This is a genomic window from Nocardioides sp. CPCC 206347 (assembly GCF_048654605.1).
In the GTDB taxonomy this organism is placed as follows: Bacteria; Actinomycetota; Actinomycetes; order Propionibacteriales; family Nocardioidaceae; genus Nocardioides.
In genome coordinates, this window is the sequence record NZ_JBMCYZ010000001.1 from 876,123 (window position 1) to 899,235 (window position 23,113).

Here is a 23,113-nt window from a genome sequence, read left to right on the forward strand (position 1 = left end):
CTCAGTCGTCGGAGGTGAGCATCCGCAAGTGGCCCTTGCGACCGGTCTCGCGACCCGTCTCGCGCACCGGCTCGACGACCTGCCGAACGGGGCGCGCGGCCTCGCGGACGGCGTCGGCGAGGGCCAGGAGGTCGTCGCCACTGGGACCGGCCTGCTGGGTGCCGAGCGCGAGGCGCAGGACCTCCCAGCCGCGGGGCGCGGAGAGGCGCTCGCTGTGCGTCTCGCACAGGTCGTAGGCGTGCGGCTCCGCGAACGTCGCCAGCGGACCGAGGACGGCCGTGGAATCGGCGTAGACGTAGGTCAGGGTCGCGACGGCGCGCCGGGCGCAGGCCGTGCGGGAGCAGGTTCGGAGTCCCTGCTGGGCCGGAATCGCGCTCACGGCGCAGACGCTACCGCCCCGGGGAGGCAGTGGTGGCTAGGCTCGCGGATCGTGGAGCCAGAACAGTCGGACGGCGGTGGCGGACGCCCGCGTCCCCGCAGGGATCGCCGCGGACGAGGCGTCCGGGGACCCGCCGTCCTCCCCCGCTCGGGACCCCTCGGCTCTCCCCGACCGCCGCGCCCCCGCAGCCGGCGCGAGGTCTTCGACCGGATCATGCTCGACATCGTCACCGAGATCGACGGCCGCTGGTCGGCACGCCTCGGCCTGGTCGAGTACGCCGTCGAGGACACCCCGCAGCTGCCCGACGACTGGGACTCCGGCCGGGTGCCGCTGTCCTCGCTCGTGCGCGGCAGTGGTGCCACACCGACCCGCCTGGTCGTCTTCCGGCGTCCACTCGAACACCGTGCGGCCGACCGCGCGGACCTCGAGGCCATCGTGCTGACCGTGGTCGTCGAGCAGGTGGCCGAGCTGCTCGGCATCGACCCGAGCGAGGTCGACCCGCGCTACCCGGCCGACCCCGACTGATCCCGGGCTGATCCCGGGCTGGCCTACTGCGGGACGACCACCGGGATGCGCGAGCGGAGCTCTGCCGCGCGGACCCGGATCGTGGCGAGCCCCGGTCCGCGTCCCGTCGCGGGGATCGAGACGATCGCGCCGATCGACGTGTTGCGTGCCTCGACGGTGATCGTGACGGCGTTCGGGGGCAGCGCCAGGCTGGCCGCCCGGTCCGGCCCGACCTCGACCGGCTTGTCGGCCAGCACCTTGCCGGCGGCGTCGTAGGACTTCACGTGGACCACGCCGGTCCGGTCCGCGCCGCCGAGCAGCAGGGTCTTCGCCCCCACCGGCAGTACGGCGGCCGCGGGGTCGCGCAACAGCGGCACCGGAGCGAGCAGGACCAGGTCCGTCCTCGACAGCAGCCGTACCGACGAGGTGAGGGGGCCGGTCGACTCCAGCTCGAGGCCGACGACACCCTTCGCGGTGTCGCCGGAGAGCAGGCTGGTCAGGTTGACCGCCTTGATCGAGTGCGGAGCGACCGAGATCTCCTCGGCCCCGGCAGGCGTGAACACCGCCTCGGCCGTCACGAGGCGGGTCGTCACCCGGATCTCGTCGTCACCCGGGTTGGCCAGGACCAGGGTCGACGCACCCTTCTTCTCCGGGATCCCCAGGATCAGGTTCGTGGTCGCGGGTTCGGCGTTGGTCGGCAGGAAGTCGGTGGTCACGCGACCACGACCGAGCGGGTCGAAGGTGTTGCGTGCGGTCGCCGTCACCCGACCCCGCGTGACGGTCAGGTGGGCGGCCGTCCACGCGTCCCTCGGCGCCGCCTTCGCCAGCTCGAGCCGCTTGACGCTGTGACCCGGCACCTGGATGCCGCGGAGGCCCGGCTCGTCGATCGGCCCGGTGGCACCGATGAGTGCGAGGTCGACGACCGCGTCGCCGTCGTCGGGGTTCACGAGCTCGAGGGTCGTCGCGTAGCGGGCCGAGGCATTGATCCCGACCAGCCATTCGTCGTACGACGGGGCACGGCACTCGGGCACGGCGAGCCGGTCACCACGGCCGGCCACCAGCCCGGGGGCGGCGTCACCTCGGCCGTCGAGCACCGTCGCTCCACCACTGGCGGGTACGACGACGCCACCGCCGGCACCGATGGCGAGCTCTGCGCCCTCCTTGGTCGCGCCCTGGGCGCTGCCGTTGCCCTCCGCGTCGACGGGCGCCCCACCCGTGCGGACGGCGACCTTGCCGCCGGGCACCCCCGGCGCCCGGACCGCGCGGACCGGGCCGCTGGCGGCGTCGAGGCCGGCCGGGCAGACCACGGTGGCGGCGGTCAGCGCAGAGGTCGTCGGCGGGCGGAGGCCGGCGACCGAGTCGCCCTCCCGGCCGATCAGGGTGACGCACAGCGCGACCACGGCCGGCAGCACGATGGCCAGCGCGACGATGATGTCGATCCGGCGCTGCGGAGTGATCACCGAGCGCCGTCCGGCACCCGGGGTCGGGGTCGGGGACTCAGTCATCACGGCTCCTTCGCAGCGGGGGCAGGGCGAGGATCACGAGCACCGGGATCGCACCGCCCTGGATGATCAGCAGCAGCCAGCGGAACCAGGCCGGGTGCCCGGGAAGAGGTTCGGGGCCGGGGGTGACCTGCCAGGCGCGGGTGCCACGCTCGGAGCTGGCCTGGTCCAGGCCGGAGGTCGCGTCGAGGCTCGCCGCCACGGCGCCGTCGGCCGGAGCGGCCTGGACGATGTAGAGGATCCCGTACCCGGCCAGCGCATCGAGGGCGTCGCCGTCCGGCGAGGTCACCAGCGACCGGATGATCGTGGTGATCTCGCTGTCCTCCGGGGTCAGGGCGGCCACCTCGTCCTCGCCGACGGTCGGCCCGTCGCCGCGATGGACCTCGTACCGGAGGCCGTCGTCGATGGAGCCGCGCAGCACCAGGACACCGTTCTCGGGTGCCTCCTCCGCGCGCTGGACCATGTAGACCGGCACATCGGACGGCGCGTCGTCGGTGAGCTCCTCGCCGCCCCAGCCGGCGAACCACACGAGCGCGACGAGCGGGGCGACGACAGCGGCGATGCCGCCGACGGCCAGGCCGGCCTGCACCGGACGGGGCTGGTCACCGAGGTGGTGCAGCGACAGTCCGCCGAGCACGGCGGCGGTGAGCCAGGCACCGTGCAGGAGGAGCAGCACCGCGCCCACGCCGGGCTGCTGCTGCGCGGTACCGGGAAGGTCGATGGACGGCACCGTCAGCGGAATCGCCACGAGCGCGGTCACGGCGGCGACCAGCCAGCAGATGACGACCGGGATCCGGGTCCTGGTCGGGAGCAGCGCGAAGAGTGCGAGCGCGGGCAGCACCAGTCCGGCCTCCGCGGGCGCGCCGAGACCGGCCAGCCGGCCGGCGAGCAGGTCCCAGCCGGACGTGGCCACCGTCGGCCAGCGGCCGATGTCGAGGACGGTGGCGGCGAAGGCACCCTCGAGGAGCGCCGGAAGCCACCACGGCAAGAGGACCAGCAACGGCACGGCAAGCGCCGCGACCGGCGGTCCCCAGACGGAACGTTCGCGCACCTCGTTGGGGATCAGTCGGACGGCGCTGGCGAGGAGCACTCCGATCAGCACGGCGACCACCAGCCAGGCGGACGGTGCGACGGCGGTCATCAGGGCCAGGGCCAGGCCGGTGCGCAGTCCGGCACGCCAGCGGTGGTCGGGCTCCGGTTCGGCGAAGCCGAGCGCAGCGTGGGCCAGCCAGGGCAGGATCGCCGCGGCCACGACGATGCCCCAGCGCCCGCCACCCCAGGCGCCGGCGGCCAGAGGGACCAGCGCCCAGGTCACCGATCCCCACAGCAGCAGCCAGCGCGGGGCGCCGTACGGCGTCGCCAACCGGCTCACGACCCGCAGGAACCGCCACGCGCCCCACAGTGCGATCGGCGCGGCCAGGGCCATGAGCAGGGAGATCAGCAGGGACGGGCCGAACAGGGTCCCGAGCACCGCCAGGGGCAGGACGTACGGCGGCGCCGGCACCTCGCTGCCGAACCCGATCGGGTGCCAGCCCTCGAGGTGGAGGCGCCACCAGGCGCCCACGGAGTCGGGGGTCGGTGACAGGGCACCGCCGCTCAGGCCGCCGACCACGTCGCGGACGCCGATCAGCAGCGCGATCACCGTGATCGCCGTACCGACGGCCGTCGGACTGGTGAAGAAACGGACGACCAGGCCGGTGTCGGCGAACTCGTCGTCCTCGTCACGGTGCCGCGCAGGCGGCGGGGCGTCCGACCGTTCGGCTGCCGCGATGCGCCGCCGCTCGGCGACGTCGGATGCCTGGTTGGTCGCCGCGGCGACCAGGTCACTGAAGAAGTCGAGGCCGTGGCGGTACGGCAGCCACCAGGGCGCCAGCAGCCGGCGCACGCGGTCCCGGTCCGTCCCGTCGGCACCGCGAACCTTCGCGACGACCGCCGCGCGGGAGCGTCGGGCTTCGAGCAGCTGGCCGGGGTGGCGGAGCACGGCCACGAGGGCGGCGATCTCGTCGAGGCCCTCGCCCACGGCCCGGACGCAGAACAGCCCGATCATCCGCAGCACCGAGCCGAGAGCGAGCCGGACGACCTGGAACGGCAGGGTCACGCCGCGGGCGTTGGCCAGCAGCGTGAACAACGCCGCACGGCGTTCCTGGAAGTGCGTGTGGCGCCCGGTCAGCGGGGTCCGCCGGACCCCGCGGTGGGCCGCCTCGGCGTGGAAGACGATGGCCTTCGGCACGATCAACGTGGTGTGACCGACCGCGGCGGCGCGCCAGCCGAGGTCGATGTCGTTGCCGAAGATCGGGAGTGCGGGGTCGAAGCCCCCGAGCTCCTCCAGGACCGAGCGACGCACCAGCATCCCGGCGGAGTTGACCGCGAAGACCTCGCGGACCTCGTCGTGCTGGCCCTGGTCGAACTCGCCACGCTCCAGGCCCGTCTCGCGACGACCCGTGCCGCTGATCGTCACCCCGAGCTCGAGCAGGCGCCGCAGCGACGGCCACTCCCGCAGCTTCGGACCGAGGATGTCGGCCTCCGGGCGCGCGGCCGCGGCGGCGAGGAGCGCCGTCAGCGCGTCCGGCGCGGGGGTCGAGTCGTCATGCAGGATCCAGATCCACTCCGGCTCCCGGCCACTCTCGGCGAGGGCGACGAGGCCGTCGGTGATCGCTTCGGGGAACCCTGCGCTGCCGGGCAGGCTGCGCAGGAGGGTCGGGATCCGGCCGTCGAGGCCGTCGCGCACCAGGGCAACGCTGTCGTCCAGGCTGCCGGTGTCGACAGCGACGACCGAGTCGAGGGGGGTCGTCTGGGCGAGCAGTCCATCGAGGACCGTCGGCAGCCACGAGCCGCCGTCGTGACTCACGAGGAGGACGGCGACCTCGGGATGTTGCGACACGGGAAGACCCTACGTGCGACGGTCCGAGGGGGGCGAACCGTCGTCGCGTCGGGTCAGACCGCGCGCTTCTTCAGCTTGCGACGCTCACGCTCCGACAGACCACCCCAGATACCGAACCGCTCGTCATTGCCGAGCGCTGCCTCGAGGCAGTCGTCGCGGACCTCGCACGTCTGGCAGACCTTCTTGGCCTCGCGCGTGGACCCACCCTTCTCAGGAAAAAACGCCTCGGGGTCGGTCTGCGCACACAATGCGCGTTCTTGCCACCCCAGCTCTTCGGACTCTGCTTCGACCAGGAACAGTTCTCTCATCGATTCGCCCCTTACAACTCGACCCGTGCCCGAACGACACTGTTGGAATTACATACGTGTCATACCCAAGTAGTCAAGCCCGAATCTGCTATGGACACCCGCCGGGCGTGTCGCATCAGCCGCACGGCAGAGTTGACCCTTGTGGAAACGACACATGAATCGGCCCCCACGGCGGCGCCCACCTCGATGCCCGCCTCGACGCCCGCCTCGGCGGTGCGACGGATCACTGTCCTGTCGGGCGGCATGGGTGGAGCGAAGTTCCTCCAGGGCCTGCTCCACGGTATCGCCTCGGGTTCCCTGCCCGGAGTGGCCCCCGACGCCCACGTCACCGTGCTGGCCAACACCGGCGACGACTGGTGGATCCACGGCCTCAAGGTGTGCCCCGACCTCGACACCGTGATGTACACCCTCGGCGAGGGCATCGACCTCGAGCGCGGCTGGGGCCGGCGCGAGGAGACCTGGAGCGCCAAGGAGGAGCTGGCGTCGTACGGCGTCGAACCGACCTGGTTCGGCCTCGGCGACCGCGACATCGCGACCCACCTGGTCCGGACCCAGATGCTCGACGCGGGCTACCCGCTGTCCGCCGTGACCGCAGCGCTGTGCCGGCGCTGGCTGACGCCGACGTACGGCGACCGGCTCACCTTGCTGCCGATGAGCGATGACCGGGTGGAGACCCACGTCGCGATCGCCGACCCCGAGGCCGCGAGCGGCAAGCGGGTCGTCCACTTCCAGGAGTACTGGGTCCGCCTGCACGCCGAGGTCCCCGCCGAGACGGTCGTCTTCGTCGGACTGGACCAGTCCACGCCCGCGCCCGGTGTCCTCGACGCGATCGCGGACGCCGACCTGGTGATCCTGCCGCCGTCCAACCCGGTCGTGTCCGTCGGCACGATCCTCGGGGTGCCCGGCATCCGCGACGCGGTGCGTGCGACGAAGGCCCGTGTCGTCGGCCTCTCCCCCATCGTGGGCGAGTCCCACGTCCGCGGCATGGCCGAGCAGATGCTCACCTCCGTCGGGGTCGAGGTCAGCGCGGCCGGCGTCGGCCTCAACTACGGCGCCCGCGCCAACGGTGGCGTGCTCGACGGCTGGCTGATCGACGAGCGCGACGCCGCGCAGGTCGCGCGCCTCGAAGCCGCCGGCCTCCCGACCGCCGCCGTACCGCTGATGATGACCGACCACGACGCGACCGCCGCGATGGCTGCCGCCGCGATCACCCTGGTGGCACCGTGGGCCCGCTGACCGTCGTCGCTCCCGACGGCGTCCCCGAGATCACGGCGGGTGACGACCTCGGCGCCATCGTCCTCGCCGCGTTCGGGACCGACGGGCTCGCCGACGGCGACATCCTCGTCGTCACCAGCAAGGTCGTCAGCAAGGCCGAGGGACGCGTAGTCGAGGGTGACCGCGAGCGCTGGATCGACGTCGAGACGATGCGTCTCGTCGCCCGCCGCGGCCTGACCCGGATCGTCCGCAACCGCCTCGGCCTGACCATGGCCGCTGCCGGGGTCGACGCCTCCAACGTCACCGCCGGCACGACCGTCCTGCTCCCCGAGGACCCCGACGCATCGGCCCGCGCGCTCCGTGCCGCGGTCGCCGAGCGGGCCGGCGTCAACGTGGGCGTCCTCGTCACCGACACGGCGGGCCGTGCCTGGCGCGAGGGGCAGACCGACATCGCCATCGGCGCTGCCGGCGTCGTGGTGCTCGAGTCCTTCGTCGGTCGCGTCGACGCCCACGGCAACGAGCTGGCCGTCACCGCACCGGCCGTCGCCGACGAGATCGCCTCGGCCGTCGAGCTCGCGCAGGGCAAGCTCGGCTCCCGGCCGTGCGCCGTACTGCGCGGCCGTCCCGACCTGGTCCTGCCCGCCGACGACCACGGCACCGGCGCGTCCGCGCTGATCCGCGAGGACGGCGCCGACCTCTTCGGGTACGGCGCCCGCGAGGCCGTCGTCCGCGCGGTCGGTGGGGCGGACGCCGACCGGGGACCGTTCGGCACCCCGGTCTCCGCCGAGGAGTTCGTCGCCGCCCTGCGCGCCGCGGGCCTGGCTGCCGAGGTCGACGGCGCCCAGCAGGTGCGCTGTGCTGACGATCGCCGCGTGGCGCTGGACATTCTGGCCTTTGCGCACGGATGGTCCGTCGACCCGACGGCTGCCGCCGGGGAGCCCTCGAACGGCTTCGCGGACACCGACCTGCGCCTGCGCCCGGTCACTCCGTAGACTCACCGCGTTCCGCCGTACTCACCAGACGAGGTACCCCACACCGTGGCCAAGTCCAGCAAGTCCGAGAAGTCGGACCGCCGCCAAGTCATCGACGACATCCGGCGCAAGCAGAAGAGCGCCGAAAAGCGTCAGGGCATGGCCATCGTGGGCGTCTGCATCGCAGTCGCGCTCATCATCGTCGGCGTCGCCGCCTACAACCCGGTGAAGACCGCGATCCAGAAGGCGCGCTACTCCGGCACCCCGCTCGACGAGATCGGCGCGAAGGCCGACGTCTGCAAGAAGGTCGAGACCAAGGTCGCGACCGGCAGCGGCGAGCACGTCCCCACGGGCACCCAGGTGACCTACGACGACGCGCCCCCCGCGTTCGGTTCGCACTGGAACGAGGCCGGCATCGCCCCGGACCCCGCCGCCAACCGCTTCTACACCGCGGACGGCCGCCCCGAGCTCGAGTCGCTCGTCCACAACCTCGAGCACGGCTACTCCATCCTCTGGTACGACGAGACCGCTGCCGACGACACGTCGGAGGTCGCCGCCATCAAGGCGATCGCCGCGACGCTCGACGAGAACGACACGAACGGCCGCCTCAAGTTCAAGGCCGTGCCGTGGACGAAGAAGGACGGCAAGGCCTTCCCGAAGGGCCAGCACATCGCCTTCACCCACTGGACGCAGGACGCGACCACGCAGGAGCAGCTCGGCGTGTGGCAGTACTGCTCCGAGGTCAGCGGTGCGGCCCTCGAGAAGTTCATGCTGGACTACCCGTTCACGAACTCCCCCGAGCCCTACATTCCGTAGGGCTACACGAGGTCGGTGCGGCCCTGTTCCTTCAGGGCCGCGACGATCGCCTTGACGTCCTGGGCGCGCTCGCGCGTCATGACCAGGAGTGCGTCGGGGGTGTCGACGACGACCACGTCGTCGAGGCCGATGACGGCGACGACCCGCCCTGAGGCGGGGACGACCAGCCCGGTCGCAGCCTTGAGGTGGACGTTCGACTCGTCGCCGAGGACCGTGCACGTCTCCTGCTCCCCGAGCAGGTTGGCCAGCGAGTCGAAGTCGCCGATGTCGTCCCACCCGAAGGTCCCGGGCACGGTCGCGACCCGCCCCAGGGCGGCAGCCGGTTCGGCGATCGCGTGGTCGATGGCGATCCGCGGGAGGTGGTCCCACAGCTCCGGCAACAGGGCGGGGTCCTCGGCGATCTTGCGCAGGTTCGCGGCGAAGTCCGGGTCGCGATCGGCCAGCAGGTCCAGCAGCACCGTCGGGCGTACGACGAACATGCCGGCGTTCCAGCGGTAACGGCCCGAGGCGAGGTACTCCTCCGCCACCGGCACCGACGGCTTCTCGACGAACTCCACGACCCGCCGCACCAGCGGGTGTCCCTCGAGCGTTTCGCCCTGGTGGATGTAGCCGAAGGCCGACGACGGGAAGGTCGGCTCGATGCCGATCGTCACCAGCCAGTCGTCGCGTGCCGCATCCACGGCGGCGGCGACGGCCTGGCGGAAGCGGTCGGGATCGGTGATCACGTGGTCCGCCGCGAAGGAACCCATGACGTCGGCCCCGCGACGCTCGAGCACGGCGGCGGCGAGCCCGATGGCTGCCATCGAGTCCCGCGCGGACGGCTCGGCCAGCACGGCGTCGGCGGGCAGCGCATCCAGCTGGCGTCGTACGGCGTCCTGGTGGGCCACGCCGGTGACGACGAGCATCCGGTCGCCGACGATCGGCGCGAGGCGGTCGTGCGTCTCCTCGAGCAGGGAACGGCCCGAGCCGGTGAGGTCGTGCAGGAACTTCGGGGATGCCGCGCGCGACAACGGCCAGAGGCGGGTGCCCGCGCCACCGGCGGGAACGACCGCCCAGAAACCGGGGATCTCGTCAGCGACCATGCGCGGCACCCTAGTGCTTGCCACCGAACGATCGGCGCGGTGGCCTGCACTAACGTCGTCCGGGTGACCACCTTCGCCGCCGTCCTGGCACAACGACTCCGGGTCGACCCGGGCCAGCCACTCGTCACCTTCTACGACCACAGCACCGGCGAACGGGTCGAGCTGTCGATCACCACCTGGGCGAACTGGGTGGCGAAGGGCGCCTCTCTGCTGGTCGAGGAGCTCGACCTCCAGCGGGGCGACCGGATCTGTCTCGACCTGCCCCCGCACTGGCTGGGCACCGTGTTCCTCGGTGCCGCGTGGAGCGCCGGCCTGGTCGTCGTACCGCCGTCCGACGAGGGGCAGCCGGACGACCTCGCCGCCGTCGTCTGCGGACCGGACGGCCTCGACCGATGGGCCGGCCGTGCCCACGAGATCGCCGTCCTGGCGTGCGCCCTGCTGCCACTCGGGGTCCGGTTCGCCGATCCCCTCCCCGCGGGCGTCCACGACGTCGGCGTGGAGATCTGGTCACAGCCCGACGCGTTCACGCCGTGGGACCCGCCGGTCGATGACGACATCGCCTTCGTCGCCGCGGACCGTCAGGTCACCCAGTCGGAGCTGTGGTCGGAGGCAGCCGCCAGCGCGCTGGTGGGCGGCGGCCGCCTCCTCTCGGTCGCGAACCCCGTCGTGGAGCCCGTGACCTTCAGTGAGCCGCTCACCCAGGGCGGCTCACTCGTCCTGGTCGCTCGGGCCGAACAGGGCCAGCTCGAGGCGACCTACGCCGCCGAGCGTGCCACTGCCCGCTTCCCCGCCTGAGCGACCAGGACAAGTCAGTCGTGGGCGGCTATGCCGCCAGGTCCCAGCCCAGGAACCTCCCGAGCGGAATCTTGTTGGTCCAGCCGTTCGTCGTGCCGGCCAGGATGAAGAGGCCGCCGGTGGCCTTGTCCCGGGCCACGAAGTCCGGCTGCGCGTTCGCACCGAGTCGCCCGACGCCGAGCAGCCAGTCGTAGCTGCCAGCGGTGACCTCGAGGGTCCGCACGCTCGTCCAGCCACCGGGGCCGTTGCCCGTGTAGAGGCGCACCTCCGAGCCGACCCGAACGATGCTGTCGGGCGCTCCGTCGGCGTTCATCAGTCCGGCGGGGACGTGGGCGTAGCCGTTGACGGCGCTGTAGGCGACGACGCTGGTGCCGAGGTTGTTGAGACTGGTGCCGAGACCGGCCGCTCCCCGGCCGCGCCAGATCCGCATCGCTCCACCGGACTGGGCCATCAGGTCCGGGTAGCCGTCGCCCGTGACGTCCCCGGGGAGAGCGATCAGGGTCGCGTCCTTGACCTGGCCGGACAGGACCTGCGGCGGGTGGAACCGCGCACCACCCTTGCCCCGGTAGATCTGCAGCAGGCCATCGGACTTGCGGCGGGTGATCATGTCGGCAAAGCCGTCCTGGTCCCAGTCACCGGCCTTGTAGATGCTGGATGCGGAGGCGATGTTGACGCCGGTGTCGACCCGGGAACGGACCTGCCACACACCTTCGGGGCTGTCCAGGGTCAGCACGTACAGGCGACCGTCGGAGGCCCGGCGCACGAGCAGGTCGTTGACGTCGGAGCCGGCGAAGTTCCCTTCCGCCTCGCGACTGGCGAAGGGCTTCTGTGCCGCGTCCGCCAGGGACCGGATCGTCGGGATCTTCGCGTAGAGGTAGCGGCCCGGGCAGGCCGTGGACCCGGCGTCGCGGTGTCCATTGATCGCCGGGAAGTACTTCGACCCGATCTTCTGGGACATGTCCGCCGCGTCGACGCCGTGCAGGGCCAGCTTCCACGCGAACAGCGCGCCGTAGGCCTTCAGCATCGCGCTCGGCGGGCCGGTCACGTCGAAGTTGCCGATCGCGGACATGGCGAAGGAGTAGTTGTTGTAGCCCTGTGTGTGGGCTCCGACGACCGGGCGGTCGACGCCACCGGCGCGGCCCTCCCAGATCCGGCCGAACTTGTCGACGAGGAAGTTGTAGCCGATGTCGCTCCAGCCCCGCGTCTTGACGTGGTAGCTGTAGATGCCCCGGATGATGCCGGGCACCTGGTCGGCCGTGTAGTTGTTCGCGTTCACCGTGTGGTGGACGAAGCCACCGTGGACCTCGTAGTAGCTGAGCGAGGACTTGTCGCGCAGGCTCTCGTTGGCACCCCACTGGGCCCGCGAGTAGATCTTCGGCCGGATGGTCGCCGTCGCGGCCTGGAGCGCGATCTCGTCGCCGGTGGCGGCCGGGTCGTCGCCGTCGGTCACCGGGACCGCCGGGTCCGCCGGTTCCGCACCGTCGGTGGAGGCCCGGGCGGTGTCGATCGCGGGCTTCTGCGTGGCGGTCGCCTTCGCGGTGCCCGGGTCGATCACGGCGACCTTCATGTCCACGGGCGCGGCGTCGTCGGTGGCCACCTTCACCTGGACCGCGTCGACGTTGCCGACCAGCAGTGCGTCAGTGCCGGGGCGGGTGTGCTTGCCCTCTTCCGAACGCGGGTCCGGGCCGTGGTCGTCGTGGTACTCGGCCTCGGTCCAGCCCGACCACTCCCCGTTGGTCTGGGTCCGCACCTTGACGCCGATGCCGTCCTCGTCGACGTCGGCCGAGGCGGCCCACGTCACGCCGACCGTGCCGTAGCCGTCGACGGGCAGGACGTCGCTGACGATCGCCTCGCCACCGCCAGCCACGTCCTTCTCGGTCCCGCGCAGCCTCGCCTTGCCCTTGCCGTCAGGAGCCGTCAACGCGTACTGGTCGACCTCCGTCGACACCTCGCCCGTGGGCACCTTCGACGGGAACTCCGCCGCCCGCAGCGAGACGTCACTGGTGCCGACCTCGACCGGCTGCATGGGCCGCACGTCCATGGTCACGGTCCGCGCGGCCGGGGTCAGCACGGCAACGACAACAGCGAGCGCCAGCAGCTGCTGGCACAGGGTCACGAACCGGATCCTGCGGTCGCTCCCGGGGGTGTCCGAGGGGTACGTCGACATGTCTTTGCTCCAACCGTGTGTGCGGGGAAGGTGTCACACGAGTAGCAACTTTCACATGCGTCACACGGATTGGAAAGAGTTCGTGAGTAACTACAAACGTGTAATTTCCACTCGACACGCCGATCATTGCCAGATTTATCCTTCGGCCCAAGGGTCGCCAAGCTGAGCCGTCGGGGTCTCGAGACGGTTGCTGCGCAACCTCCTCGACCAACGGCAGGTCGGCAGCGGGTCAGCGGCGGGTCAGCGGCGCAACTCTTGCCGCCAGGCCAACCCAGGCTCTACGAAAGGCAACTGCGCGCGCGGCAGCGCGTCGAGAGGCGTCGACGGGCAGCTTGCTGCCCCGGATCAAGGCCGAAGACGCGCTCGCGCAGTCCTAGATGTCGTTGCCGATCTCGGCGTCGATCTCCTGCTCGTCGTCGCCGTCGTAGTGCAGGTACTTGATGCCGGCGTCGACGTCGCCGTCGAAGCCGAGGCGACCGCTCTCCAGGATCAGCACCCGGTCGCACATCTTCTGGACCGACGCCGCGGAGTGGCTGACGTAGAAGAGGGTGCGTCCGCTCGCGCGGATCTCGTTCATCTTCCGCACGCACTTCTGGCGGAACGGCTTGTCGCCGACCGCGAGGACCTCGTCGGCGAGGAAGATGTCGGAGTCGACGTGGATGGCGACGGCGAAGCCGAGCCGCGCCTTCTGGCCCGAGGAGTAGAACCCGACGGGGGCATCGAGGGTGCGGCCGAGACCGGCGAACTCGACGATGTCGTCGTACTTGCGTCGCAGCTCACGCTCCCCCATGCCGAGGATGGCGGCGTTGAGGACCAGGTTGTCGCGTCCGGAGAGCTGCTGGTGGAAGCCGGCACCGGTCGCGATCAGGCCGGCGATCCGGCCCCGCGTCAGCAGGGTGCCGTCGTCGGGGCGCATCACGCCGTTGATCATCTTCAGCAGCGTCGACTTGCCGGAGCCGTTGAGGCCCATCAGCCCGACGGCCTCACCCTGTTCGACGGTGAAGGAGACGTCCTCGATGGCGTTGAACTTCTCGCTGGTCTGGTGGCCGCGCGCCTTGGCGACGGTCACCTCGCGGAAGGTGCGGTGGTAGCGGAGGGTGAACGTCTTGGTGACGTTCTCCACGACGATCGAGGACACCATCACAGACGCTCCGGGATCTTGTTCTCAAGGCGGCTGAAGACGAGCTGTCCGATGACGAGGAACACCAGGCTGGCGCCCAGGACAGCGAAGCCGTACAGCATGAGGTGGTCCGGCATCAGCACCGAGTCCGATTCGGACTCGGTCGCCGTACCGACCCAGAACGCCCGCTGGAACAGCAGTACGGCGTCCGCGAGCGGGTTGAGCAGGAACAGTCCGGCATGCTCACCGAGCCGTTCCTGGACGTAGGACCACGGGAACATCATCGTGACCCCGTAGCGCACGAAGTGGTTGAAGACGTTGACGATGTTGCCGAAGTCGCGGAAGAAGACGTTGGCGGCGCTGAACAACAGGGCGCACGCGGTTCCGATGCACATGATGATGGCCAGGGCCAGCACCAGCGATGCCATGCCGACCGCATCGGGGGTCCACCCGGCGAGCAGGCAGGCGACCAGCAGGATCAGCATCTGCGGCAGCACGTGGTAGAAGGACACCAGCACGGCGGACACCGGGAACATCTCCCGTGGCATCGCCTGCTTCACCACCAGCGCCTTGTTGCGCACGATGGACTGGGTCCCCGACTGGAAGCTCTCCGTGAAGAAGTGGACGATGACCAGTCCGGCGAAGAGGTGGATCGCGTAGTTCGGGACGCTCTTGTGCGCGTTGAAGATGACACCGAACACGAACCAGTAGATGAAGAACTGCGTCATCGGGTTGATGTAGGACCACAGCATGCCCAGGAACGACCCCTGGTAACGCGCCCCGATCTCCCGCTTCACCAGCAGCCGCAGGAGGTAGCGGCGCTGGAAGACGGCGAGCAGGCCGTTGTCGGCCGACGGTGGCTTCAGCGGCAGGTCTGCGAAGGCCGGCCGTTCCTCGGTCTCAGACATCGGCGTCACCGTCGACCCACGGGGCAAAGGTCTTGTCCCACGCCTCCGGCGAGGTGATCTCACCGAGCGCAGCGCGATACTGCGCGGCCAGCGCCGGCCACTCCTTGCGGTAGCGGGCGTGCAGCTCGAGGGTGCGCTTCATCAGGTCCTTGAACTTGGCCTGGTCGCGGACGTACAGCGCGGCCGACGTGCCGTCGTTCATGGACACGATCGCGGAGTCGAAGGTCGCCATCCGGTACCACTTGGCGTCCATCGCTCGGATCTCCGCCTCGGGGAACTCCGCGGCGAGGCTGCGCGGCTTCTTGAGCTGGCGCAGCGGCGCGAGGCCCGCGGTGATCAGCTGGGCGCGACGGCTCGGCACCTCGGTGAGGTCCCTGCCCTTGCGCGGCGGCTTCTCGCGGCGCACCGGCGGGAAGTCGTCGTGGTCGGCGTGCAGCTGCGCGTCGGTGAACTGCTTGCGGAAGGCGTTGACCTCCGGCAGCTTCGTCGCGAGCATCGCGTGCAGTCCCTGCGGGCCCGCCAGCACGTCCTCCATCGCCTGGATCCGGAGCTCGGCGGTGGAGTACTGCATCGACACGAGGTGCGCGATCTGGTGGTTGAGGCTCTCCCGGATCAGCCGGCCGCCCTTGGGGTACGTCGAGTGCAGCAGCGCGGCCACGAGCCGGTTGCGCAGGTGGAAGTACGCCTGCCAGTCGAGGGCGTCGTTCTTGTCGGTCCACGGCACGTGCCACACGGCCGCTCCGGGGAAGGTCACGGTCGGGTAGCCGGCGGCCTTGGCGCGCAGGCCGTACTCCGAGTCGTCCCACTTGATGAAGAGGGGCAGCGACAGGCCGATCTCGGCGATCACCTGCCGCGGGATCAGGCACATGAACCAGCCGTTGAAGTCCACGTCGACCCGCTTGTGCAACCAGCGCGCGGAGCGCAGGTTGCGGGCGCCGAAGTCCCAGTCGTTGAAGCTGTCCAGCGGCGACATCCACCAGAAGCGCCACGGGTGGATGATCTCGCCGAAGCTGTGCAGCCGGCTCTTGGCGTAGAGGCTGAACATGTGGCCACCGACGATGGTGGGTCGACGGGCCAGGTCACCGAAGGTGACGGCGCGGATGATGCCCTCGGGCTCGCAGACGACGTCGTCGTCCATCATCATCGCGTACGTCGCCGTGCCCTTGCGCAACGACTCGGACTGGCCGCGGGCATACCCGCCGGAGCCGCCGAGGTTGCCCTGCTCGATGACCTTCAGCTTGCCGTCCAGGCCCTTCTCGGCCGCCGGGAACAGCTCGCTGTCGGCAACCTTCTGGGTGCCCTGCTCCATCACGAAGACAGTGTCGAGGTAGGGCATCAGCTCGGGCGTGCTCAGCTGGCCGAGCAGCTCGGCGCAGAAGTCGGGGCGGTTCATCGTCGTGATCGCGAGGTCGACGGTGCCGTGTGCAGCCCGGTCCACGGGGACCTCGGCCGTCCACTCGGCCGACTCGACCGTCACGTCACCGTGGCCGGCCACGACGTCGTACCAGTACCAGCCGCCGTCGACGAAGGGGCCGAGCGAGAGGTGGAAGGTCAGCGTGTTGGAGTCGGCCTCGGTGAGGACGCTCTCGACCTTCTGCTGGCGACCGTTGGCCATCGACTTGTTGACGATGACGGTGGCGCCCGCGCCCTTGACGTTGACCGTGAGGGTCACCGCCGAGACGATCGTCCACCGGCGCCAGTAGCTGGCCGGGAACGCGTTGAAGTAGGTGCCGAAGGAGAGCTTCTCCCCCGACGGGATCTGCACGGCGGTGCGGGAGAGGACCTGGTCCGGGCGGATCGTGCCGCTCGCGGTCTTCTGCCGGATCGAGGCGTTGTTCAGCTCCTTGGCCGCACGCGAGCCACCGACGACGTACTTGTCCTCGTCGAGGTTGGCCTCGTCGGGGTCGAGGTACAGCGCGAGGACGTCGACGTCGCCGTCGACGGGGAGGACCTGGCGCTGCAGCAGCCGCGTCGTCGTACCGGTCGAGTCCGTCATGCGTCCACCCCGCCGCTCTTGAGCTCAGCGCCGTCCGCGAAGTACGGCTTGAGCTTGTTGTCGTACATCGACAGCGCCGAGGCGATGGCCATGTGCATGTCGAGGTACTTGTAGGTGCCGAGGCGACCGCCGAAGAGGACCATCGGCTCCTTCTCGGCGAGGTCGCGGTACTTGAGGAGCTTCGCGCGGTCCTCGGCCGTGTTGATCGGGTAGTACGGCTCGTCGTCGTCCTCGGCGAAGCGGCTGTACTCGTGGACGACGACGGACTTGCCGGGCAGGTAGGTGCGCTCCGGGTGGAGGTGCTTGAACTCCAGCACCCGGGTCCACGGGACGTCCTGGTCGTTGGCGTTGACGACGCCGGTGCCCTGGTAGTCATCGACGTCGACGACCTCGGACTCCAGGTCGACGGTGCGCCAGGACAGGCGCCCCTCGCAGTTGCCGAAGTACTCGTCGACCGGGCCGGTGTAGATGACCGGCACCTTGCCCTTGAACTCGTCCTGGACGTCGAACCAGTCGGTGTCGACGCGCACCTCGATGTTCGGGTGGTCCGCCATCCGGGTCAGCCACGCGGTGTAGCCGTCGACCGGGAGGCCCTCGAACTTGTCGTTGAAGTACCGGTTGTCGAAGTTGTAGCGGACCGGGAGGCGCGTGATGATGTCCGCGCTCAGCTCGGTCGGGTCGGTCTGCCACTGCTTGGCGGTGTAGCCCTTGATGAACGCCTCGTAGAGCGGGCGGCCGATCAGGCTGATCGCCTTCTCCTCGAGGTTCTTCGCGTCCGCGGTGGCGATCTCGCTGGACTGCTCGGCGATCAGCGCACGCGCCTCGTCGGGCGTGTGGCTCTTGCCGAAGAAGCTGTTGATGAGTGCCAGGTTCATCGGCAGGGAGTAGACCTGTCCCTGGTACTTGCCGAACACCTTGTGCTGGTAGTTCGTGAACGCGGTGAACCGGTTGACGTACTCCCAGACCCGTTCGTTGCTCGTGTGGAACAGGTGGGTTCCGTACTTGTGGACCTCGATGCCGGTCTCCGGCTCGAACTCGCTGTAGGCGTTTCCGCCGAGGTGGTAGCGGCGTTCGAGCACGAGGACCTTGAGGTCGAGCTCGGCTGCGCAGCGCTCGGCAATCGTCAGGCCGAAGAAGCCGGAGCCGACGACGACGAGGTCAGGGGTCGACGAAGTAGGAGACACGGTCGGTCAGTCTACGGACGTCGAGGGCACCTGCCGCATCCGACGCGCGTCGCGAAGCCCACGCGTGACGTTGCGCACCTCGGCGCGACCGCCGCGCAGGGGGCTGAGCAGGACCACCGCCAGCGCGATCAGCCACGGCTTGAGGCGGACCAGCGGGTTCTCGCCGTACCTCATGTGGACGGCGAAGAGGTTGCGGTACATGTAGTACCCCTTCCAGCCCGCGAGGTCGTGCTGCTGGTCGAAGTCCAGCTGCCGGACGAGCACGGCATCGCGAACCGCCCGGATCGGGAACCCGGCCCGCCGGGCCCGGATCGCGAAGTCCACGTCGTCGTAGAAGATGAAGTACGACGCGTCGGGCAGGCCGATCCTCTCGATCACCTCGCGGCGCACGAGGAAGCCCTCGAAGGCGACGTTCTCGACCTCGACCGTGGCCGGCATGGCCGCCCGGTCCGGGTACGACGAGTCGATGCTGGCCGTCTTCGGGCGGATCGCCAGCGGGTTGCGCAGGTCGAAGCGGATCGCGGCCTTCTCCACCAGGGCGCCGGCGCGGTCCTCGCGCACCGCGATCAGGCAGGAGCCGTCGACCTCGAGGAGGCGCGTGAGGCAGTCGGGGGCGGGGACCACGTCGTCGTCCATCAGCCACATCGCGTCGTGGCCGCGGTCGTAGGCGGTCTTCAGCCCGAGCCGGAAACCGCCCGCACCACCGAGGTTCTCGCTGGTGCGGATCGTGACGAGGCCGGGCAGCGTCGACGCGGCCAGCACGTCGGGCGTGTGGTCGGAGCTGAAGTTGTCGACGACGTAGACGGCGTCGGGAGCGCGATCGAGGGCGGCCAGGCCCGCGAGCATCTTCTCGAGGAGGTCGGCGCGGTTGTAGGTCACCACGACGACGGCCACCTTCTCGGTGGTTGAGGTGCGAGCGGAGCGAGCCTCGAAACTCACGTGAGGTACTTCCGGTGTCCGGAGAAGTCGCCGCGCAGGCCGGAAACTGCGGCGCGAGCGCTCAGCGGGATCCGCGCCGGTTGGCGACGGGTGAACAGGTAGAACCAGACCGTCTTGATCCAGAACAGCAGGACGTGCACCCACCCGCGGTAGGCCCGCAGGTTGAGGGTGTTGTTGCGCGCCATGCAGTAGTGCTTGAGGTCGCTCGGCGTGTGGTTGTACGTCGTCCTCCCGAACATCATCGGCGTGCCGAGGTCGTCGGTGGCCGGGTGATGGAAGTGCGCGTCGACGACGGTCGCGATCCGGGCACCCGCCCGTTCGGCGCGCCAGAGGTACTCGACGTCGTCGCCCCAGATGAAGAACTCCTCGCGCGGCAGCCCGATGCGCTCCACGAGGTCGCGCGTCACCAGCACCCCGTTGAACGGGATCACCACGCCGTCGATCAGTCCGTCGACCGCGGCGGCCTCGACCTCGGCCATCGCGTGCACGACCTTCGTGCCGCCGGGCAACCGGATCGGGAAGCAGAGGCGCGAGGGGTCGTGCTCGGCGAGCACCGCAGGACCGCAGAAGTCCAGCCCGTCACGCTCGACCCGTTCGAGGAGCAGGTCGAGGCAGTCCGGGGCGGGCATCCCGTCGTCGTCCATCAGCCAGACCAGGTCGGCACCCTCGCGGACCGCCCACGCGAGCCCGTGGTGGAACCCGCCGGCGCCGCCCGTGTTCGTGGCCAGCGTCTCGAACTCGAACGAAGGTCCGGTGGTCGAGGTGCGAGCGGAGCGAGCCTCGAGACCCAGCCACTCCCCCGTCCCGTCGGTCGACGCGTTGTCGACCACGAGGATCCGCTCGAGCCCGGGAACCGCCTGCAGCCGCGGAATGAGTCGCTGCAGCATCGTCAACCGGTTGAAGGTCACGACGACCGCCTGCACACGCACGCGGGCCACCCTACTGTCCGGTTCGGATCATCCTGATTCGCCGCCCGGCCACCGTGAACCACCTCGTACCCGACGGACACTGACCGGTGCCCGTCGGGCGATCGCGGGTCCTGCACGACTAACGTTCCTCATGTGGACACCGACGCCGTACTGACCCTGCTCCAGGACGTCGCCGCCGAGGTGATCAATCCGCGGTTCCGCGCACTGGCCGATCACCAGGTCTCGGAGAAGAATCCCGGCGACCTCGTGACGATCGCCGACCACGAGTCGGAGGTGCTGATCACCGCAGCCCTGCTCGCGGCGTATCCCGACGTCGTCGTCCTCGGCGAGGAGGCGATGGCGGCGGACCCGTCCCTGCTCGACCGCTTCGCGCAGTCCGGGCACGGCTTCACCGTCGACCCGGTCGACGGCACCAAGAACTTCGTCAACGGCTCTCCCGACCACGCGGTGATGGTGTCGGAGGTACGGGCCGGCGAGATCACCCGCGCCTGGATCTGGCAGCCCCAGCACGAGCGGTCGTACGTCGCCGAGCGTGGCGCCGGCGCCTTCCTCAACGGCGAGCGCTTGAGCGTCACGACCGGCACCGGGGCGCCGTACCGCACCGCCCGACGGTCCTGGGTCGGCCGCGACCTGGTCGGCCTCGGCACCCTCGAGCTCACCTGGGCGTGTTGCGGCGTGGACTACCCGCACCTGATGGCGGGCGACGCGGCCGCGCTCCTCTACAACCGGACCATGCCGTGGGACCACCTGCCCGGTGCGCTGATCCTGACCGAGGCCGGCGGTGTCATCGGTCGCCACGACGGTCAGCCGATCGTCCCGCTGGGACTCGACGGTGGCATCGTCGCGGCGCCCGACCGGGCGACGTACGACGCCGTGGTCGCGACACTCGCAGCCTCGCTGGTCTGATCCGCCCAGCTCGCCTGCTCACCTCGCCTGCTCAGCAGGCAGCAGCGACGTCGTCGGTCTCGTTGGCGGTGTAGCCGTCGTTGCGGGACCCGAGCGATCCGCCGTTGACCTTGCCGGTGCTCTTCTTCTTCGTCTTCGTCGCCTTGGGCTTCTTCTTGCCCTCGGCGCGGTCGATGGCGTTGTCCACCATCTTGTGGACCAGGTCGATGTCCGGGTGGGCGGTGTTGACCTGCGGCGGCACCAGGGACACCGTGGAGACGGCTTCCTTGCGCGCCCGCATGGCCAGCTGCACGAAGTCGCTCAGTGCGCCACCGGGGATGTCGGTGCTGATCATCGCGCTGGACGCCTCGGCGATCTCCTGGAAGTTCGTCAACGCCTGCTTCGGGCTGATCTGGGTGAGCAGCGCCGTCATCACGCACTTCTGGCGCGCCATCCGCGAGTAGTCGTCGCTGCCCTCGCGGGAGCGGGCGTACCACAGGGCGTCGTGACCGTTGAGCTTGCGCGTGCCGGGTTCGATGTATCCGGTGACGTCGCTGCCGAGGCCGCCGACCGGGATGCGCTGGCGCACGTTGAGGGTCACGCCGCCGAACGCGTTCACGAGGCGCTTGAACCCCTTCATGTTGACCATCACCCAGTAGTTGATCTCCAGGCCGGTGATGCCCTCGATGGCCATCTTGGTCGCCTCGATACCGGGGTGGTCGGAGTCGAAGAGGTCGGTGTGGTCCTCGGCCCAGGTGCTGACGCCGTTGAGGTAGCAGCCGTCGCAGTCGAAGCCCTTGGGGAACTGCTTGTCCATGACCGAGCCCTCCCGGAACGGGAAGTTCTGCATGTTCCTCGGCAGGCCGATCATCACGGTGCGCCCGGTCGTGGCATCGACCGACGCGACCGTCATCGAGTCCGGGCGCAGGCCCCAGCGGTCCGCGCCAGAGTCACCGCCGAGCAACAGCACGTTGAAGCGACCGTCGTTGGCAGCACCGAGGTCGCCGTCGACGAACTGGGTCAGGAAGTCGCGCTGCGCGGCAGCGAGGTGCGCACCGAACAGCAGCGTCCCGGCGACCGAGAAGCAGAGGATGCCGTTGACGCCGACGATCGCGCGGCGGTGCGGCAGGCGCAGGGTGAGGGGCTGGCCGATCCGCCAGGCGTCGATGAACAACGCTGCCCAGGCGACGGCGCCGACCAGCATGTAGAGGCGGGCGGCGAGCATCACGTCGGCGTTCAGCGCGAGCCTGAGGCCGAGGGACGGCTGCAGGGCGATGGCGATCGCGCCGGCGACCAGCGTGCCGAGCGACACCAGCCAGACGCGGATCGCGACCCGGCCGATGTCGCGGTTGCCCGCGACCAGCTGGGCCGAACCGGGCACGAGCAGGGTGAACGCCATCAGCGTCAGGGCCCGGCGGAAACGCACCCGCGCGGCCCGCTCGTCTACGGCGATCTGCGGCACCCGCCCAGTATCACCAGTCACAACCGTCCCACGGGTTGCGACGCGCCGCTGGGTCAGGCTGCGGGCACGGAGACGCCGCCCGGTTCGGCGAGCCGGGCGATCTCGTCCCCGGAGGCATTGGCGCCCGTGCACATCACGGCCACCGGTCCCCCGAACTGTCCGGGCCGCACGGTGCTGTGCGGGGACAGCAGGCCGGCCAGCGCAGCGGCCCCGGCGCCCTCGGCGAGGGTGTGCGCGCGCGTGGCGAGCAGGCGGGCCGCATCGTCGATGGCGTCGTCAGTGACCAGCACGAACTCGTCGAGCCGGTCGCGGAGGATCCGCTGCGGCAGCGGGTAACCCGTCGTCGTGGCCAGCCCCGAGGCCCGCGTCGTGGCCGGAGCAGTCTGGATCTCGCCCGAGCTCCACGAACGCCATCCCGCCGGTGCGGCCGCGGACTGGACCCCGACGACCCGGCACTCCGGGGCTAGGGCGTCGCGTGCCAGGCAGGCGCCGGAGGCTCCCGTGCCACTGCCGATGGGCACGAACACGGCCGCGAGGTCGGGCGCCTGGCCGAACAGCTCGAGGTACGCCGTCGCGTGGCCGAGCACGATCCGGCGATCGGTCGGACAGATGAACGACCCGCCGGTGGCCGCGGCGAGTGCCCGGGCCTCGGCGGCTGCCTCTCCGAGCGTGCTGCCGGCGACGACCACGTCCGCGCCCAGGGCCGCGACCGCGTCGCGCTTCACTGCGGGCGCGCTGGACGGCATCACGATCGTCGCGCGGACGCCGGCCAACCGGGCGCCGTACGCGACCGACTGGGCGTGGTTGCCCGTCGAGCACGTGACCAGGCCGTGGGCGCGCTCCGCAGCGGTCAGCGTGGAGGCGAGGTGGACACCACCGCGCACCTTGAAGGATCCGGTGGGCAGCACGTGCTCGTGTTTGACGAGTACGGCGGCGCCGACCGCGAGGTCGAGAAGCGGATGGGACTGCAGCGGAGTCGCCGGCAACTCGCGGGCGACGACGTCGGCCGCACGGCGCACGTCGTCGAAGGTCGGGTCCACGGCAGTCATGCCGTCATGGTCCCGCGCGAC

20 protein-coding genes are annotated in these 23,113 nt (G+C 70.5%); 6 read left to right on the forward strand and 14 right to left on the reverse strand.

Translation table 11 applies throughout. From position 1 onward, the window contains the following. Position 1: 1 nt before the first annotated feature. Positions 2–379, reverse strand: coding sequence for a DUF3499 domain-containing protein (locus ACOACQ_RS04185; protein WP_378596399.1), 378 nt, complete (start codon positions 377–379; stop codon positions 2–4). A gap of 51 nt (positions 380–430) precedes the next feature. On the opposite strand from ACOACQ_RS04185, the gene ACOACQ_RS04190 reads away from it, so the two are divergent. Further along, positions 431–904, forward strand: coding sequence for a metallopeptidase family protein (locus ACOACQ_RS04190; protein ID WP_420287662.1), 474 nt, complete (start codon positions 431–433; stop codon positions 902–904). Positions 905–927: 23 nt separating this feature from the next. Here ACOACQ_RS04190 and ACOACQ_RS04195 read toward each other — a convergent pair whose 3' ends face one another. The 3 genes from ACOACQ_RS04195 to ACOACQ_RS04205 are packed head-to-tail and all read right to left on the reverse strand — an operon-like array spanning position 928 to position 5,574. Further along, positions 928–2,388, reverse strand: a complete 1,461-nt coding sequence (locus tag ACOACQ_RS04195) for a DUF5719 family protein (protein ID WP_420287663.1) — start codon at positions 2,386–2,388, stop codon at positions 928–930. Further along, on the reverse strand, positions 2,381–5,266 hold the full coding sequence (locus tag ACOACQ_RS04200; RefSeq protein ID WP_420287664.1) for a glycosyltransferase family 2 protein: 2,886 nt from the start codon (positions 5,264–5,266) through the stop codon (positions 2,381–2,383). The genes ACOACQ_RS04195 and ACOACQ_RS04200 overlap by 8 nt, the downstream gene beginning before the upstream one ends. A 53-nt stretch (positions 5,267–5,319) precedes the next feature. Further along, complete coding sequence (locus tag ACOACQ_RS04205) at positions 5,320–5,574, reverse strand: WhiB family transcriptional regulator (protein ID WP_182380013.1); 255 nt, start codon at positions 5,572–5,574, stop codon at positions 5,320–5,322. 186 nt (positions 5,575–5,760) lie between these two features. Here ACOACQ_RS04205 and cofD point away from each other — a divergent pair, with 186 nt between their 5' ends. The 3 genes from cofD to ACOACQ_RS04220 are packed head-to-tail and all read left to right on the forward strand — an operon-like array spanning position 5,761 to position 8,576. After that, positions 5,761–6,810, forward strand: a complete 1,050-nt coding sequence (gene cofD / locus ACOACQ_RS04210; protein ID WP_378596410.1) for a 2-phospho-L-lactate transferase — start codon at positions 5,761–5,763, stop codon at positions 6,808–6,810. Continuing rightward, positions 6,798–7,781, forward strand: a complete 984-nt coding sequence (locus tag ACOACQ_RS04215) for a coenzyme F420-0:L-glutamate ligase (protein ID WP_420287665.1) — start codon at positions 6,798–6,800, stop codon at positions 7,779–7,781. The genes cofD and ACOACQ_RS04215 overlap by 13 nt, the downstream gene beginning before the upstream one ends. 45 nt (positions 7,782–7,826) lie before the next feature. Further along, positions 7,827–8,576 (forward strand): DUF3105 domain-containing protein, encoded by a 750-nt coding sequence (locus ACOACQ_RS04220; RefSeq protein ID WP_378596404.1) that lies wholly within the window; start codon positions 7,827–7,829, stop codon positions 8,574–8,576. Positions 8,577–8,578: 2 nt separating this feature from the next. Here ACOACQ_RS04220 and ACOACQ_RS04225 read toward each other — a convergent pair whose 3' ends face one another. Continuing rightward, positions 8,579–9,658 (reverse strand): mannose-1-phosphate guanylyltransferase, encoded by a 1,080-nt coding sequence (locus tag ACOACQ_RS04225; protein WP_378596405.1) that lies wholly within the window; start codon positions 9,656–9,658, stop codon positions 8,579–8,581. A gap of 63 nt (positions 9,659–9,721) precedes the next feature. On the opposite strand from ACOACQ_RS04225, the gene ACOACQ_RS04230 reads away from it, so the two are divergent. Next, complete coding sequence (locus ACOACQ_RS04230) at positions 9,722–10,453, forward strand: TIGR03089 family protein (RefSeq protein WP_378596406.1); 732 nt, start codon at positions 9,722–9,724, stop codon at positions 10,451–10,453. Positions 10,454–10,481: 28 nt separating this feature from the next. Here ACOACQ_RS04230 and ACOACQ_RS04235 read toward each other — a convergent pair whose 3' ends face one another. The 7 genes from ACOACQ_RS04235 to ACOACQ_RS04265 form a co-directional block, all read right to left on the reverse strand. Continuing rightward, complete coding sequence (locus tag ACOACQ_RS04235; RefSeq protein WP_420287666.1) at positions 10,482–12,620, reverse strand: N-acetylmuramoyl-L-alanine amidase; 2,139 nt, start codon at positions 12,618–12,620, stop codon at positions 10,482–10,484. A 373-nt stretch (positions 12,621–12,993) separates the two neighbouring features. Then, a complete protein-coding gene (locus ACOACQ_RS04240; RefSeq protein WP_378597405.1) occupies positions 12,994–13,761 on the reverse strand; it encodes an ABC transporter ATP-binding protein in 768 nt (255 codons plus the stop codon). Further along, complete coding sequence (locus ACOACQ_RS04245; protein ID WP_378597404.1) at positions 13,761–14,648, reverse strand: ABC transporter permease; 888 nt, start codon at positions 14,646–14,648, stop codon at positions 13,761–13,763. Before ACOACQ_RS04245 ends, ACOACQ_RS04240 begins: the two co-directional genes overlap by 1 nt. Next, the gene (locus ACOACQ_RS04250) at positions 14,641–16,644 is read right to left on the reverse strand and encodes a glycosyltransferase (RefSeq protein ID WP_420287667.1); all 2,004 of its coding nucleotides are present in this window, start codon (positions 16,642–16,644) and stop codon (positions 14,641–14,643) included. The genes ACOACQ_RS04245 and ACOACQ_RS04250 overlap by 8 nt, the downstream gene beginning before the upstream one ends. Then, entirely contained in the window at positions 16,641–17,828 is a 1,188-nt protein-coding gene (gene glf / locus ACOACQ_RS04255) for a UDP-galactopyranose mutase (RefSeq protein WP_420287668.1), read from the reverse strand. The genes ACOACQ_RS04250 and glf overlap by 4 nt, the downstream gene beginning before the upstream one ends. A gap of 6 nt (positions 17,829–17,834) precedes the next feature. Then, positions 17,835–18,767, reverse strand: coding sequence for a glycosyltransferase family 2 protein (locus ACOACQ_RS04260; RefSeq protein ID WP_378597401.1), 933 nt, complete (start codon positions 18,765–18,767; stop codon positions 17,835–17,837). Beyond that, positions 18,764–19,696: a glycosyltransferase family 2 protein gene (locus ACOACQ_RS04265; RefSeq protein WP_420287669.1), complete on the reverse strand. Its 933-nt coding sequence runs from the start codon at positions 19,694–19,696 to the stop codon at positions 18,764–18,766. The genes ACOACQ_RS04260 and ACOACQ_RS04265 overlap by 4 nt, the downstream gene beginning before the upstream one ends. 132 nt (positions 19,697–19,828) lie before the next feature. Between ACOACQ_RS04265 and ACOACQ_RS04270 the strand changes: the two genes are divergently transcribed. Further along, positions 19,829–20,602, forward strand: coding sequence for an inositol monophosphatase family protein (locus ACOACQ_RS04270; RefSeq protein ID WP_420287670.1), 774 nt, complete (start codon positions 19,829–19,831; stop codon positions 20,600–20,602). Positions 20,603–20,633: 31 nt separating this feature from the next. Here ACOACQ_RS04270 and ACOACQ_RS04275 read toward each other — a convergent pair whose 3' ends face one another. Beyond that, positions 20,634–22,043, reverse strand: a complete 1,410-nt coding sequence (locus ACOACQ_RS04275; protein WP_420287671.1) for an LCP family protein — start codon at positions 22,041–22,043, stop codon at positions 20,634–20,636. A 53-nt stretch (positions 22,044–22,096) separates the two neighbouring features. Beyond that, a complete protein-coding gene (locus ACOACQ_RS04280) occupies positions 22,097–23,092 on the reverse strand; it encodes a threonine ammonia-lyase (RefSeq protein WP_378597397.1) in 996 nt (331 codons plus the stop codon). Positions 23,093–23,113: the final 21 nt, after the last annotated feature.

Bases quoted from the DNA above. Each gene is read 5' to 3' on its own strand.
- ACOACQ_RS04195 (WP_420287663.1), bottom strand. From the start codon at position 2,388: ATGACTGAGTCCCCGACCCCGACCCCGGGTGCCGGACGGCGCTCGGTG.
- ACOACQ_RS04205 (WP_182380013.1), bottom strand. From the start codon at position 5,574: ATGAGAGAACTGTTCCTGGTCGAAGCAGAGTCCGAAGAGCTGGGGTGG.
- cofD (WP_378596410.1), top strand. From the start codon at position 5,761: ATGCCCGCCTCGACGCCCGCCTCGGCGGTGCGACGGATCACTGTCCTG.
- ACOACQ_RS04225 (WP_378596405.1), bottom strand. From the start codon at position 9,658: ATGGTCGCTGACGAGATCCCCGGTTTCTGGGCGGTCGTTCCCGCCGGT.
- ACOACQ_RS04235 (WP_420287666.1), bottom strand. From the start codon at position 12,620: ATGTCGACGTACCCCTCGGACACCCCCGGGAGCGACCGCAGGATCCGG.
- ACOACQ_RS04240 (WP_378597405.1), bottom strand. From the start codon at position 13,761: ATGGTGTCCTCGATCGTCGTGGAGAACGTCACCAAGACGTTCACCCTC.
- ACOACQ_RS04245 (WP_378597404.1), bottom strand. From the start codon at position 14,648: ATGTCTGAGACCGAGGAACGGCCGGCCTTCGCAGACCTGCCGCTGAAG.
- ACOACQ_RS04250 (WP_420287667.1), bottom strand. From the start codon at position 16,644: ATGACGGACTCGACCGGTACGACGACGCGGCTGCTGCAGCGCCAGGTC.
- ACOACQ_RS04280 (WP_378597397.1), bottom strand. From the start codon at position 23,092: ATGACTGCCGTGGACCCGACCTTCGACGACGTGCGCCGTGCGGCCGAC.